Source organism: Flavisericum labens (assembly GCF_045446075.1).
Lineage (GTDB): Bacteria > Bacteroidota > Bacteroidia > Flavobacteriales > Flavobacteriaceae > Flavisericum > Flavisericum labens.
In genome coordinates this window covers 80,150-95,521 of record NZ_JBJJBQ010000003.1, presented here as the reverse complement: position 1 = coordinate 95,521, position 15,372 = coordinate 80,150, and the positions used below count along the sequence as shown (strand labels likewise).

Sequence of the window (15,372 nt, the reverse complement as noted above, 5' to 3'; positions counted from 1 at the left end):
ATTTTAAGCTTCAACACCTTTAGCTGTTTTAATCACTTCTTCAGATATATTTGAAGGCGTTTCAGCATAATGTGAAAATTCCATTGTTGACGTTGCACGACCAGACGATAATGTTCTTAATGTAGTTACATAACCGAACATTTCTGATAATGGCACGGTAGCTTTTACAGTTTTTGCTCCTGCTCTATCGCCCATATCACTTACTTGTCCGCGACGTCTATTTAAATCACCTACAATGTCACCCATGTTTTCTTCAGGAGTAATTACCTCAAGTTTCATAATGGGCTCCATAATTACTGCTTTTGCAGCTTTTGCTGAATTTTTAAATCCAAGTTTTGCAGCCAATTCGAAAGACAACTGATCCGAATCCACATCATGGTAAGATCCATCTGTTAAGGTTACTTTCATAGCATCAACTTCATAGCCTGCCAATGGACCATTAACCATAGCCATTTTGAATCCTTTTTCAATTGAAGGAATAAATTCCTTAGGAACGTTACCACCTTTAATTTCAGAAACAAATTCCAAACCTACTTTTCCTTCTTCGGCTGGCTCTAGCGTAAATACAATATCAGCAAATTTACCACGTCCACCAGATTGTTTTTTGTAAACTTCTCTGTGCTGTGCACGTTGTGTAATCGCTTCTTTGTACTCTACCTGTGGCTGACCTTGGTCTACCTCTACCTTAAACTCACGCTTAAGACGATCAACGATAATATCCAAGTGAAGCTCACCCATTCCAGAAATAATAGTCTGCCCTGAAGCTTCATCTGTTCTTGCTGTAAATGTTGGGTCTTCTTCAGCTAATTTAGCCAAAGCCATACCTAACTTATCCACATCGGCCTTTGTTTTAGGCTCAACAGCGATACCAATTACTGGATCTGGGAAATCCATTGATTCCAAAACAATAGGATGTTTTTCATCAGACATGGTATCACCAGTCTTAATGTCTTTAAACCCTACTGCCGCACCAATATCCCCAGCTTCAATAAAATCGATAGCGTTTTGTTTGTTTGAGTGCATTTGGTATATACGCGAAATACGCTCTTTTTTACCTGAACGGTTGTTCAAGATATAAGAACCCGCATCCAAACGTCCTGAATAAGCACGGAAGAAAGCCAAACGACCTACAAATGGATCGGTAGCAATTTTAAATGCCAATGCAGAAAACGGTTCTTTCACAGATGGTTTACGTTTCTCTTCAGCACCAGTATCTGGATTTGTACCAATAACACTATCTCTATCCATAGGTGAAGGCAAATAACGGCATACGGCATCTAATAAGAACTGTACCCCTTTATTTTTGAACGAAGAACCACATATCATTGGAATAATGGCCATATCCATCACAGCAGCTCTAAGTGCAGCATGCACTTCTTCTTCTGTAATAGAATCTTCATCTTCCATGAATTTTTCCAATAGGTTCTCGTCGTAAGTTGCTACTTCTTCAATAAGCAAAGCTCTATACTTACGTGCCTCTTCTTTTAATTCATCAGGAATTTCGATAACATCAAAAGTTGCCCCTTGAGTTTCGTCATGCCAGACAATAGCTCTATTCTTAACTAAATCTACTATACCCTTGAAATCTATCTCGTCACCAATGTTCAATACAATTGGCACTGCGTTAGATTTCAACATATCTTTCACCTGTTGGCAAACCCCTAAGAAGTTTGACCCCTGGCGATCCATTTTATTAACAAAACCGATACGTGGCACTTTGTAGTTATCTGCAAGTCTCCAGTTAGTTTCAGATTGCGGCTCAACACCATCAACTGCACTAAATAAGAAAACCAAACCATCCAACACACGTAACGAACGGTTTACCTCTACAGTAAAGTCAACGTGTCCAGGAGTATCAATAATATTAAAGTGGTAACCTTTTGTTTCAGGAGTTGGTTGCGCATTCTCCAATGGAAACTGCCAAGTACACGTTGTAGCAGCCGAAGTAATGGTAATACCACGTTCTTGCTCTTGCTCCATCCAGTCCATCGTAGCTGCACCATCATGCACCTCACCTATTTTATGACTTACACCAGTGTAATAAAGTATACGCTCTGTTGTAGTAGTTTTACCAGCATCAATATGAGCGGCAATACCAATATTTCTTGTATATTCTAAATCTCTTGCCATTTCTTATTAAAATCTAAAGTGAGAGAATGCCTTGTTAGCCTCTGCCATTTTATGAGTATCTACTCTTTTCTTAACCGCTGCTCCTTCTTCTTTAGCTGCTGCTAAAATCTCTGAAGCTAATCGTAACGCCATAGATTTTTCGTTACGTTTTCTTGAGTAACTAATCAACCATTTCATGGCTGTTGAAACTTTTCTGTCTGGACGAATTTGCATCGGGATTTGGAATGTTGCACCACCAACACGACGACTACGTACTTCTACGTGAGGCATTACGTTTGATAACGCATCTTTCCAGGTTTCCAAAGCTGTTTTTTCTTCGTCAGTTTTTTTTGAATCTACAATATCAATAGCATCGTAGAATACTTTAAAAGCCACAGACTTCTTTCCGTCCCACATCATCATATTAACGAAACGAGTTACTAACTGGTCGTTAAAACGTGGATCCGGTAAAAGCGGTCTCTTTTTTGCTGCTCTTTTTCTCATGTCTTCTTCTTAAAGTTTTAATTACTTTTTAGGGCGTTTTGCACCATACTTAGATCGACGTTGCGTACGGCCGTTAACACCTGCGGTATCAAGCGCGCCACGCACAATGTGATATCTAACACCTGGTAAATCTTTTACCCTTCCACCTCTTACCAATACTATCGAGTGCTCTTGAAGATTATGTCCTTCACCGCCAATGTATGCATTAACCTCGTTTCCGTTTGTTAAACGAACCCTTGCTACCTTACGCATTGCTGAGTTAGGTTTTTTAGGAGTTGTTGTGTAAACACGAGTACATACACCACGTCTTTGCGGACAAGAATCCAAAGCAGCCGATTTACTCTTCTTGGTAATTTTGGCTCTTCCTTTTCTTACTAATTGCGAAATTGTTGGCATAAATTTTAATATAATTTTTATTATCCTCTTTTAAGAGGGCTGCAAAGGTAGAAATTAAAATGAATTATTCAAATCCTAATTCATTAATTTTCAGTCGAATTTAAAAATATTAACCTCAACCATATTATTAGCTTATATTTTCCGTTAGATTTACAGAAAAAAACAGCCCATCGTAACGTGCAAAAAACAACATATTTACTCCTTATTATATATGTGCTTTTTTCTTCGGAAGGATTTTGTCAAAACCTTACCCTAAAAATCAAAGGCGAAACCGAAGTTGAAAGCCGCACGATTGATTCATTACGTTACATAAAAATGCACAACGACTACACCTCAATAAAAACAGAAGTAGACTCCATACAAAACAAACTTTACAAACTAGGTTATATTGAATGCCAAACAAAGCACATTACCAAAATAAACGACTCTTCTTTTTTAGCCCAGTTTAAGCTGAATCATAAATTCAACACCATTTATGTATATTACAAAGAAGATGACATCGACATTTCAGAATTAAAAAACGTTTCCAACGAGGTAACAAAAGACTATTTTAAACTGAATTTCCAAGAAGTAGAAAATGCACTAAACTATTTAAATTCCAAAATATCAGGCCAAGGTTTTCCTTTTTCAAAACTTCAGCTTTCGAACATAAAAATTAAAAGCGACACTTCTCTCGACGCCGAGCTCGAAGTTATCATCAGCCAGAAAAAAAGAATAATTAACGACATTGTTATAAAAGGCTACGAAAAGTTTCCTAAGGCATATCTAAAACATTTCTTAAAAATTAAGCCTTTACAAGTTTTTGATTTAGCAACCGTCAAAAACAAAACTGAGCAGCTCGCTAATCTTAATTTTGCTAAACAGCTTAAACCTCCCGAAGTGTTATTTTCAAAAGACTCTACCGTTTTATATCTATACATTGAAAAAACCACGAGTAATGCTTTTGATGGATTTTTGGGTTTTGGCACCAATGAAGACACCAATAAACTTGAGTTTGACGGTTACCTGAATTTGAACCTAACCAACAACCTACATTTTGGGGAATCGCTTCAACTACTTTACAAAAGTGACGAGAACGACCAAAAAACGTTTGAAGCCCATGCTACTTTACCCTATCTGTTTAAATCTCCCATAGGCGTAGATGTGGCTCTAAGGATATTCAAGAAAGACTCCTCGTTTACCACTACAAACCAAATGGCCAAATTGCATTACCAGATAAACGCCAAGCATAAAGTTTATGGAGGCATTACATCAACAGAATCAAATTATTTACGCTCAACAACATCTTCCACAATACAAGATTACAACACTAACCTTTTTAATATTGGACATTTATACACCAATACACAACCCTACCATTTACTTTTCCCAATAAAATCGAAATTTTTCATAGAAACAGGAATTGGCAAAAGAAAAACGGACTTTGGCACTGAAAAACAAGTGCAACTAAACTTAGACGCTTTCAATATATTCAACCTGAACAACAAAAACGCCATTTATTTAAGAACGAAAGGCTCTTACTTGATTAGCGACTCTTATTATGAAAACGAACTTTTTCGGTTTGGCGGCATAAATTCCATTAGAGGTTTTGAAGAAAACAGCCTATTTGCTTCACTTTTCAGCTTTATCAATTCAGAATACAGATTCCAGCTAAGCAACTCCATATATATACATAGCATTTTTGACGCTGGCTACTTTGAAAACAAAATAACAGATACCCAGCAAAAACTTTTTGGCTACGGCTTTGGTTTTGGCATCCTTACAAATGCAGGCCTCTTCAAACTAAATTACGCCAATGGCAAAACTGAAGATTCTAATTTTAAACTATCAAATTCAAAAGTCCATCTTAGTTTAACTGCAAATTTTTAAAGTTATTCATTCGCCAAAACAAAAAAAGTCGAGCAAACAATTAAAGATGGGAATCACACCACAAAAAACAACTATGCGTGCATAACTAAATGATTTCCAACAATAGAATTCATAGTAAACATTAAAAATTATTAAATTTTATTACCTCATTTCTGTTTTTTAATGCAAAAACCACAATGTTATTCAGCCCGAAATCAAAATTTTAACGGCAAATTATTGTTTTATTAACTTTATTTTATGACTTTTGACATTGACTAATTCAAATAATTATAAAATGAAAACAAAGTTTAGTGGAATTCTAACGCTATTACTAGCGTTTGTTGTGCAATTAACTTTTGCACAGGAAAAGACAATTTCAGGTACAGTTTCGGACGGCTCTGGCCTACCCCTGCCTGGAGCAACTGTCTTAATTAAAGGTACTGCAACAGGTACATCTTCAGATTTCGATGGTAATTATTCAATCACAGCTAGTCAGGGGGCAACTCTGGTTTTTAGTTTTGTTGGATATACTTCCCAAGAAGTTGTTATTGGTGTTTCTAACACCATTAATGTAACACTTAGCGAAAGTGCTGAGGCTTTGGAGGAAGTAATTGTTACTGCCTTAGGTATTAAACGTAAACCTAAGGAGTTAGCTTATGCTACAACTGTAATCGAGCAAGATGTTTTGGTTCAAGCCGCACCAGTAGATCCTGTATCCGCATTGGTTGGTAAATCTTCTGGTTTGAATATTAACTTTAGTGATAACGGTGTAAAACCAAATTCTACTGTTAGGCTTAGAGCAAATTCATCTTTATCTGGAAATAACGATGCCTTAATTGTTATCGATGGTATTCCTCAGGCAGATACTGCATTGGGAGACATTAACCCTAACGATATTGAATCTGTAAATATCCTTAAAGGAGCTTCTTCTGTAACCTTATATGGGTCACAAGGTGCGAATGGCGCATTAATTATTACGACCAAAAGAGGTAAAAACAATGGAAAATTAAGTGTTACCGTTAATTCTGCAGTTACCTTTGAAATTCTCAAATTTTTCCCTGAAACACAAAGTCAATATGGTAGTGGTTCTAGTAACGCATTCAACTATACGCCCGATGAAAATGAAAGTTGGGGACCAAGGTATGACGGGACTTTAAGACAGGTTGGACCGGTTTTGGCAGATGGCACTTTTCAAATGTTGCCATATGCGCCAGTTAGAAAAGGAAGAGAGAGCTTTTTTGATACAGGTATTACTACCCAAAATGGTATTTCTTTAAGTGGTGGAGATGAAAACTCAACATATTTCTTTTCTGCTCAACGTGTAGATAAAACCGGTATTACACCAGGAGATAAATATTGGAGAGACAATTTCAGGTTTAACGCTACTCGAAAATATGGTAAATTAGAAACTGGTGCTTCAGTTTCTTTATTCCAGGATAAAGCAAATGTTGCTGGTCCTAGTCCTACTGACGGGAGCTTTTATAGAATCTTATTAAACACACCTGCCCACTATAGGTTAAGTGATTATAAAGACTGGAGAAATGAGCTGTATGCAACTCCAGAAACTTATTTCAATGCATACTTTAAGAATCCATATCAAATTGTAGATCAAAATAGAGATATCAATTATACAAATCGTATCCAAGCGATAGCAAATTTAAAATACACGTTTAACGATTGGGTATCGGCTACCTATAATATAGGTGGAACATGGTTTAATAGAGAAACCAAAAACATTCAGGAAGCATATGCATATCAACCAACATCCTATACAAGACCAAGCGATGAAGTTAATGCCGTTTTAAGTGGTATGGGAAGCAACTTTAGGTTAAACTCAGATTTATTGGTTAATATAGAAGGGCAACTATCAGATGACTTTAGTTTAAGGGTCATTGTTGGAACGCATTTAGAAGAATTTAGAAGCAATCAAATAAATATTGTTGGAAACAATTTGTTTACTAGTGAAATATTTAATGTAGGAGTTAGGACAGGAGAACTAGGGTTCAACTCAACTAACTTTGCTTCTCCACAAACAAATGCAAGAAAGAGGTTATACTCTTATCTAGGGGATGTTACTTTTGGTTTTAGAGATTATTTATTCCTAACAGGGGCATGGAGACAGGATACCTCATCTACACTTCCAGTGCAAAATAATACTTATGATTATTACAGTGCCGGTATTTCTTTTATTGCTACCGATGCTATAGAAGGACTTAAAGGAGATGTTCTTAATTTCTTTAAGTTAAATGCCAGTTATGCTTTAGTAGGTAATGATGCTGGTATTGGCCAGTCCAATGAGAACTTCCTTGTACCAACTGGGTTCCCTCTGGACAATGCGGGATTGAGAGCAACTACAGCTGCTGTTGACCCTAATTTGAGCCCGGAATTCCCAGCATCAATAGAAGCTGGTTTTAGAGCAGAATTCTTTAAGAGCAGAATTACACTTGATGCCAATTATTACGATGTATCCTCTACTGATCAAATTAACTCAGTAGGTGTTTCTCGTGCTTCTGGAGCAAGCTCATATCTTACCAACCTTGGAGAAATAACTAACAAAGGGATTGAAATAGATTTAAACGTCGTTCCAATTCAAACGGAAAATTTCAAATGGGATGTCGGATTCACATTTACCAAAAACGAATCAGAGGTTGTTGACTTAGGTGGTCCTGAGAGGTTACAGGTAGGTACAGGTTTCCAAAACACCGCCACCATTTTTGCGAAGGTTGGTGACCCATACCCATCATTATTCGCTCCTGGTTATAATAGAGACCCACAAGGAAGAATTATTGTTGAAGACAATGGTAACCCTGCACCAAGTTCAGAATTGGTGAATCTAGGTAGCACAGTACCCGATATTATTGCAGGTGTAACTACGAAGTTAGCCTATAAAGGGCTTTCATTAAGGGCTGTCGCAGATTATAAAACTGGGCATGTATTTTACAGTACTTTAGTTGAAGCTTTGGAATTTGCAGGCTTAACCAAAAACAGTGTTTCGACCAACAGACAACCGTTTATATTCCCTAATTCTGTTTACAATACAGGAACTGATGAAAACCCGGTATATGTTGAAAATACAGACAGACCAACAACGGATGGTACAAGAAACTTTTGGCAAACATCTTATAACGAAATAAAAGAAAATTACGTTGTTGATGCAACAGCCATTAAAATTAGAGAAATAGCACTTGACTATACTTTACCTGAAAAGTTATTATCGCAAACACCTTTCGAGGCCATTACAGTCGGGTTTGTGGCAAATAACTTGATTATGTGGAGAGCAGCCGAAAATATTTATACAGACCCAGAATTTTCAATTAATTCCGGAGCTGGCCAAAATATTGGAATTGGAGCTACCAATAACTCCACTGTTACAAATGGTATTACTGGTATTGGATCTTCAGCGCAAGGTCCTCCAACTGGAACCTACGGATTTAAGTTAAATGTTAAATTTTAAAAAAATTGAAAATGAAAAATATAAAAAATCTTATTCTGCTATCGATATTGATGCTTTCCGTATCGTGTAGTGAGAGTTACTTAGATGTAAATCAAAGTTCAGCAAGTCCATCTTCTGCTACTCCAGACTTATTATTACCGGCAGCTCTAAAAAATTCTGCTGATATGCTATGGAATGCCGATATACTTAATGCGTCTGGAGATTCTTTCAACTTAATTGGAGGTATTCATGCAGGTGTAATTTCAGATTCAGGTGACCGAGTTTGGTACGAACCTGAACAACAATATCTAATTATCAACACAACCTATCAGAGAATATGGAACAATACATATACACTCACCTTAATGAACTATGATATAATTGAAAATTTTGAAGGCGAGACGTGGGACTATTATAAAGCCATTGCAAAAATCATGAAATCCTTTCATTTTGCAATGCTCGTTGATACTTACGGTGATATACCATATACCGAAGCCTTTGGAAGAGGTAATCTTACAGAGCCTAGTTATGATGATGATAAAGCCGTTTACGACGCCATTTATGATGAGCTAAACGTTGCCATAAACATGATTGATAATGCCCCTTCTGGTACTCTAGACCCAGTAACCAATGATGCCATGTTTATTGGTAATATGGTGCGCTGGAAACAATTTGCCAATACCTTAAAATTAAGGATGCTGTTACGCCAAGTAAATACTGGTGAAAATTTATCGGCAAAGTATAGCGAGATAGAGAATAACGGTATTGGATTCTTAGTTGGCACGGCGTCCATTGATCCTGGTTATTCAGATAATAATGAAAAACAAAATCCTTTCTACACGGTATTTGGTTTAATTCCAGGTGGTGGTGCTCCTGCAAGAAACAATGAAGCTACTCGTGGCAATGAATTTTTTGTAGATTTTTTAAAGGATAACAGTGATGACAGACTATCAAGACTTTTTGAACCAGCTGAAAGTGATGGTGAGTTTCGCGGTGTACCACAAAACGTTTATACTAATGATTATAGAACAACCGCTACCTCACAATTGGGTCCAGGTCTTTTAAAAGGAAGTGACCAACGACTATTTGTTATGGCTGGTTCTGAATCGTTGTTCTTACAGGCCGAAGCCGCTCATAGAGGTTTCATTTCTGGAGATGCTGGCGCGCTTTACAAAGCGGCAATTGCCGCTTCATTTAATGAGTTAAATGTTTCAGGCTTAGAAGATGAGTCTGCTGCAGCCACAGCTAATGAAGCTGCAGCTGCCGCCTACGAATCTGGCGGATTTAACAGTTCAGTTAATTGGGACATAGCGGTAGGTGCTGGTGAAGAACTTAAAGCGATCATTACTCAAAAATGGGTGGCCTTAGGGTTCATTTCTGGTTTTGAAGTATGGATGGATAGGGTTAGGACCAACCTACCTGCTAATATACCGATACCTCAAGGTGCAAGAAATGCAACTTTCCCGTCAAATTTATTGTATCCGGAATCCGAAACGGCTACAAACCCAGACAATGTGCCTTCACAAACTTCTGGTGCCGCATTTGACAGGCATACATTTTGGATGCAGTAATTAACAATAATTTAAAATATAAATAAACATGAAAAATATAATAAAATCCATTTCATTACTTATTGTTATGGGGTTAACAGTTACTTCATGTTTGCTCGATGATTCAAATCTAGCAGACACGTTTAACGATGGACCTAACTTTACTAGTTTTTCCAATTTAAACCAAACAGTAAGTGCAGTTGCGGATGGCAACATCGTTACAGCTAATGTAAATATAGAACTTCAAGGGCCTACCGTCGTTGATTTTAATGAAGACGTAACTCTTACTATTGCAGTAGATGAAAGTAATACCACCGCCATTGAAGGTGTTCATTACACACTTAATTCGACTTCAGTTACTTTAAGTAAATCCAATAATTATATTGGAACTATACCAGTAAGTATTATAACTGACGGCATTGATCCTCCTTTAGCTGTTGCTCCAGAATTAACGTTTGAATTTACAGACGCTAATGGTACAAATGTTATTTCGAGTGGAAAATCTACTACTTTAACCATTATTTATCAGTGTTTTGCTGATTTATCAGGTACCTATATAGTAACAAATGATGGATGTGATGCTGGTAGCACTGGTACAACAACAACCATCACTAAAAATGCAGATGGTTCTTGGTTTCTTGCAATCGGTGATGGAGGCTTCTTAGGTCACAGTTGCACAGGTAACCTTGGCTTAGACAATTTTGCAACTATAGTAGAGTTATGCGGAGAAATCATACCGACCGATAATTTGGAATATGGCTTCTTGGATCTCGGAACGATTACTGGCGGAACATGGGATGCTGAAAATGGTATACTTACCATGCAACATAGACAAACATTTACAGGCAATTGGGCTGGCACATGGACTTCAACTTACACGAGACAATAAGTTTAACTTTAAAAATTAACAAAATGAAAAAAATTAAAAACATATTACTTTTTGTTTTACTTATTGGTGCTGCTTATGGTTGTGACAATTATGATGTTGACCCAGTAATTGACGAAAGTGCCAAACCTGTTGTTTCGGCAACCATATCTTCTTCTAGTATAAGTGAAAGTGATTCACCTACTGTTAATATTACCATTAACATGGATAAACCGATAAAAACAACAACAACGTTTATCGCTACAAAAGTAGGCGGTTCAGCTTCCGATGACGACTTTTCTGTGGGCTCTGCTGTAGTACCAGCTTATCAAACTTCTGCTACTATGGAAGTTAACATTTTTGACGATATAATAGTAGAAGGGTCTGAATCTGTCGATTTAGAAATTAGTCCATCGGCCGTACCTGATTTATATGAGGTTGTGGGAACTCCAACGATATCATTTTCTATTGAAAACTCAACCTCTGATGACTTTATTTTCAGAATGGATTGGGACGACACTTATTTGGATGCTGATGGTGACGAGCACCATTTTTGTGATTATGATCTTGATTTAGAAATCTACTCACCCGATTTGGAAGAAATTTTAGCTGCAAGCTATAGTAGTTGTCCAGAAGAAATTAGATTATCACCTGGTGATTTGCCAGATGGTGACTATTGGCTAGTACCTAGCTTTTGGGAGGCAAGCGGAGTGCCTCCAGCTAGCAGACTAAATATTCCTGCTATGGTTACTCTTGGGAAACCAGGCGTATCTCTTGAAGTGATTGACTTATCCAGCACTTGGAACACCGAGGACGGTGGAGCCGTTGAAGAGAACCCTGATGCTTATTTAATAAAATATGTATTAACAATTTCTGGAAGTAATTATACGGTAACAGACTCAGACTCTGGATCTGTAGTTTTCCAAAATTAAGCAAAGGATTTTTTAAGTAAGTTTACTTTTAAACAATAAAAAAACCGTTCTGTTCTAGAGCGGTTTTTTTATACCTTTACCCCAATGGAAAACCAAACACAAATATTCGGAACAAGGGCAATCATTGAAGCTATTACAGCTGGAGAAACCATAGATAAAGTCTTTCTTCAAAAAGGTTTAAAAAATGAGTTATTTAGCGAACTAGAGTCCTTAATTCGTAAAAACGGCGTAAATAAATCCTATGTTCCGGTTGAAAAGCTCAACAAACTAACAAAAGGCAACCACCAAGGAGCCGTAGCGCAAATATCGCCCATTGCCTTCCACGATATGGAAGAACTTATTTTACAAGTTACAGAATCAGGTAAAACACCGTTATTTTTATTACTTGATCAATTGAGTGATGTGCGGAATTTTGGGGCTATCATTCGTACTGCAGAATGTACTGGAGTTGATGGTATCATAATCCAGAAAAAAGGCGCTGCCCCAATAAATGGCGATACCATCAAAACGAGTGCTGGTGCTGTTTTTAATGTTCCTATTTGCAAGGTTGACCATATTAAAGACGCCGTTTTCTACATGCAAGCATCGGGAATCAAAGTTATAGCAGCCACCGAAAAAACTAACGATACCCTTTACGATGTTTCATTTACTGAACCGTGTGCTATCATTATGGGGTCAGAAGGTCGAGGTATTAATCCATCCACTTTAAAAGTGGTCGACGCCAAAGCCAAACTACCATTATTGGGAGATATTGAATCCTTAAATGTATCGGTGGCTTGTGGTGCTTTTTTATATGAAGTGGTTAGGCAGCGTCGTTAATCTTTGTCTTTTTCTTTAAAAGTGTATTTTATTTGAAGCTGTTCTTCTTCATCTTCTTTGGATTCTATAAAGTTTCCGTTTTCATCAAAATGCTTTAAAAAAGGATCGTCGTCTTCGTTGTAAGTTTCCTCTTCCCATGCAAATTTTTTGGGCTTAGCAATTTGCTTTTTAAATATTATAGCAAACAACAACCCCGTTAACAATCCTCCCATGTGGCCTTCCCACGAAATACCTTTCTCGACAGGAAGTGTGTACCAAATCATACTTCCGTATAGAAAAACCACTAATAGTGACAAAGCTATAAGTCGAAAGTGTTTAGCAAAGACACCTTTAAAAAAGGTGAAACTTACCAAAACATAAATTAGTCCACTAGCACCAATGTGATATGACGGGCGCCCAATGCACCAAGTTAAAAAGCCCGACAACAGAATACCGTAGAATAAAATCTTCCAAGCTATGGGGCGATAGAAATAAAACAGTGCAACCGACAATACAAACAACGGAATAGTGTTATGGTAAATATGTTTTATATCCCCATGAATAAACGGACTTAGCAGAACACCTCTCAACCCCTTTAAGGTTTGCGGATAAACGCCATATTTACTAAAATTGTAACCAAAACGCACCTCAAACCAAAATACCAACCAAATAATGAGCACAAAAAATACAGGGTATGCCACTACCCCAGTTGAAAATTTAAAATGTTTTTGGTTTTCCATGCTTTTTAATACGAGCCAGCATTAAGTTTTCAATTTAATGACTAACAATGGCTTTCATTGAAATAAAGATAGCAAATAGTAATCCAACTTTATAGTTGATGCTAAATTGGCAGGTATTATCACTTATTGAAAATTCGAGATTTTGTGTATCAGAAGAAATTAGTGTAAAATAAGATTCCTTTTTACAAAGGAATTGTTTTAATTTTACATCTATGAACCTAAACGAACCCTTAGCAGAACGATTACGCCCCAAAACTTTGGACGACTATGTAAGCCAATCACAATTGGTAGGTAAAGGAGGCTCGCTATCACAGCACATTAAGCAGGGTTTAATACCGTCAATGATTTTTTGGGGACCGCCCGGAACGGGAAAAACCACATTGGCCAATATTATAGCCACCGAATCTGAGCGCCCTTTTTACACCCTAAGTGCCATAAATTCTGGAGTGAAAGATGTTCGTGAAGTCATTGAAAAAGCAAAAAAAAGTGGCGGATTGTTCACCACCAAAAACCCTATCTTGTTCATTGACGAAATTCATAGGTTTAGTAAATCGCAACAAGATTCATTGCTTCAAGCTGTTGAAAAGGGCTGGATTACACTAATTGGTGCTACTACCGAAAACCCCAGCTTTGAGGTAATTTCGGCACTACTTTCACGTTGCCAAGTTTATATTTTAAATGCTTTTGATAAAACCGATCTAGAAACTCTGCTAAACCGTGCCTTAGAAAAAGACGAACTGATATCGAAAAAAAACATCACCCTAAAAGAAACCGGAGCACTTTTAAAACTATCGGGGGGCGATGCCCGAAAATTGCTCAACATTTTTGAATTAATTGTTAATTCTTTTGAATCTAAAAAGATTATTATTACCGATGAAGCCGTTCTGAAACGTGTTCAAAATAATACGGTACGCTATGATAAAACCGGTGAACAGCATTACGATATTATTTCTGTCTTTATAAAATCCATTCGTGGTAGCGACCCTAATGCCGCTGTTTATTGGTTAGCACGAATGATTGAAGGTGGCGAAGATGTAAAGTTTATTGCCCGTCGCTTACTCATATCGGCCAGCGAAGATATTGGCAACGCCAACCCAACAGCCTTGGTCATTGCCAACAACACCTTCCAGGCCGTTAGCACCATTGGCTATCCCGAATCTAGAATTATACTCAGCCAATGCGCCACATATTTGGCCTGTTCGCCCAAAAGCAATGCGTCTTACAAAGCCATTGGCAGTGCACAACAATTGGTAAAAGAAACGGGCGATTTAAGCGTTCCTCTAGAAATCCGTAATGCGCCAACCAAACTTATGAAAGAATTGGGCTATGGCGACAATTACAAATACGCCCACAACTACGAAAACAATTTTGCCAATCAAGAATTTATGCCCGATAGTATAAAAAACACAAAACTTTACGAACCTGGAAACAACCCCAGAGAAAATGCACACCGCGAGTTTTTGAAACAACGATGGAAAGACAAATACAACTATTAATTAATTTTGGGCGCTACCACAAGGGTCGGGCTTTTCATTTCAAGTCCGCGCTCGTGCCTCGCTGTGGGCTTTCCATTACAATCCCTAGCGCAAACCGAGATTACAAACCTACATTGGAATAATTTTTGATTAAACTTACTTAAAATCAGCCTCATGAAATTTCTAAAAATCGCCATTATAGCTATACTGATTATTTCCTGTGCCCCAATTCGCGTAAATTACGACTACGATAAACAAACCACTTTCAATAACTATAAAACCTACCAATATTATGGTAATATGGAAACAGGTTTAAGTGAATTAGATAATAAACGCCTCCTAGATGCCATCGATTTCCAAATGGCAACAAAAGGTTTTACTCTTTCAGAAACCCCAGACTTTTTCATCGACATCAAAAGCGCCGAATACCAAGACCCACAACGCAGTACTGTTGGTTTTGGTTTGGGTGGTAGCGGCCGAAATGTTGGCGGAGGCATTTCAATAGGTATTCCTGTCGCGCAATCCAACGTGAACAAACAACTAACTATCGATTTTGTTGATGAAAATAAAAAACAGCTCTTTTGGCAAGCTGTTAGTGAATTCGACTTTGACATAAAATCTTCACCCGAAAGACGTGAAGAAACCTTCAATGCCGTTGCCGAAAAAATGTTATCTGAATATCCCCCAAAACAATAACTCAGTATATTTTATAATTATCCTAA

The 15,372-nt window shown here is 37.4% G+C and carries 12 protein-coding genes; 8 read left to right on the top strand and 4 right to left on the bottom strand.

The annotated features are described in order from the left end of the window. Positions 1–3: 3 nt before the first annotated feature. From fusA to rpsL, 3 genes are read right to left on the bottom strand one after another with little or no spacing between them, the layout of a single operon-like run. The gene (gene fusA, locus ACIEHO_RS06825) at positions 4–2,130 is read right to left on the bottom strand and encodes an elongation factor G (protein WP_406970003.1); all 2,127 of its coding nucleotides are present in this window, start codon (positions 2,128–2,130) and stop codon (positions 4–6) included. Positions 2,131–2,136: 6 nt separating this feature from the next. After that, positions 2,137–2,613 (bottom strand): 30S ribosomal protein S7, encoded by a 477-nt coding sequence (rpsG, locus tag ACIEHO_RS06820; protein WP_406970001.1) that lies wholly within the window; start codon positions 2,611–2,613, stop codon positions 2,137–2,139. Between the two features lie 21 nt (positions 2,614–2,634). Then, complete coding sequence (rpsL, locus tag ACIEHO_RS06815) at positions 2,635–3,009, bottom strand: 30S ribosomal protein S12 (protein ID WP_053975748.1); 375 nt, start codon at positions 3,007–3,009, stop codon at positions 2,635–2,637. Between the two features lie 177 nt (positions 3,010–3,186). On the opposite strand from rpsL, the gene ACIEHO_RS06810 reads away from it, so the two are divergent. From ACIEHO_RS06810 to rlmB, 6 genes are all read left to right on the top strand, one after another. After that, on the top strand, positions 3,187–4,878 hold the full coding sequence (locus ACIEHO_RS06810; protein ID WP_406969998.1) for a POTRA domain-containing protein: 1,692 nt from the start codon (positions 3,187–3,189) through the stop codon (positions 4,876–4,878). Positions 4,879–5,152: 274 nt separating this feature from the next. Next, the gene (locus ACIEHO_RS06805; protein ID WP_406969996.1) at positions 5,153–8,311 is read left to right on the top strand and encodes a SusC/RagA family TonB-linked outer membrane protein; all 3,159 of its coding nucleotides are present in this window, start codon (positions 5,153–5,155) and stop codon (positions 8,309–8,311) included. Between the two features lie 11 nt (positions 8,312–8,322). Further along, positions 8,323–9,861 carry a SusD/RagB family nutrient-binding outer membrane lipoprotein gene (locus tag ACIEHO_RS06800; protein ID WP_406969994.1) on the top strand — a complete coding sequence of 513 codons (1,539 nt, stop codon included), beginning with the start codon at positions 8,323–8,325 and terminating at the stop codon, positions 9,859–9,861. 67 nt (positions 9,862–9,928) lie between these two features. After that, the gene (locus ACIEHO_RS06795; protein WP_406969992.1) at positions 9,929–10,729 is read left to right on the top strand and encodes a hypothetical protein; all 801 of its coding nucleotides are present in this window, start codon (positions 9,929–9,931) and stop codon (positions 10,727–10,729) included. Positions 10,730–10,752: 23 nt separating this feature from the next. Then, positions 10,753–11,637, top strand: a complete 885-nt coding sequence (locus ACIEHO_RS06790; protein WP_406969990.1) for a hypothetical protein — start codon at positions 10,753–10,755, stop codon at positions 11,635–11,637. 84 nt (positions 11,638–11,721) lie between these two features. Next, complete coding sequence (rlmB, locus tag ACIEHO_RS06785; RefSeq protein WP_406969988.1) at positions 11,722–12,456, top strand: 23S rRNA (guanosine(2251)-2'-O)-methyltransferase RlmB; 735 nt, start codon at positions 11,722–11,724, stop codon at positions 12,454–12,456. Here rlmB and ACIEHO_RS06780 read toward each other — a convergent pair. Further along, positions 12,453–13,175: a rhomboid family intramembrane serine protease gene (locus tag ACIEHO_RS06780; protein WP_406969986.1), complete on the bottom strand. Its 723-nt coding sequence runs from the start codon at positions 13,173–13,175 to the stop codon at positions 12,453–12,455. The genes rlmB and ACIEHO_RS06780 overlap by 4 nt on opposite strands. Before the next feature lie 212 nt (positions 13,176–13,387). Here ACIEHO_RS06780 and ACIEHO_RS06775 point away from each other — a divergent pair, with 212 nt between their 5' ends. Then, a complete protein-coding gene (locus ACIEHO_RS06775; protein ID WP_406969984.1) occupies positions 13,388–14,671 on the top strand; it encodes a replication-associated recombination protein A in 1,284 nt (427 codons plus the stop codon). Positions 14,672–14,824: 153 nt separating this feature from the next. Further along, positions 14,825–15,346: a DUF4136 domain-containing protein gene (locus ACIEHO_RS06770; protein WP_406969982.1), complete on the top strand. Its 522-nt coding sequence runs from the start codon at positions 14,825–14,827 to the stop codon at positions 15,344–15,346. Positions 15,347–15,372 lie beyond the last annotated feature (26 nt).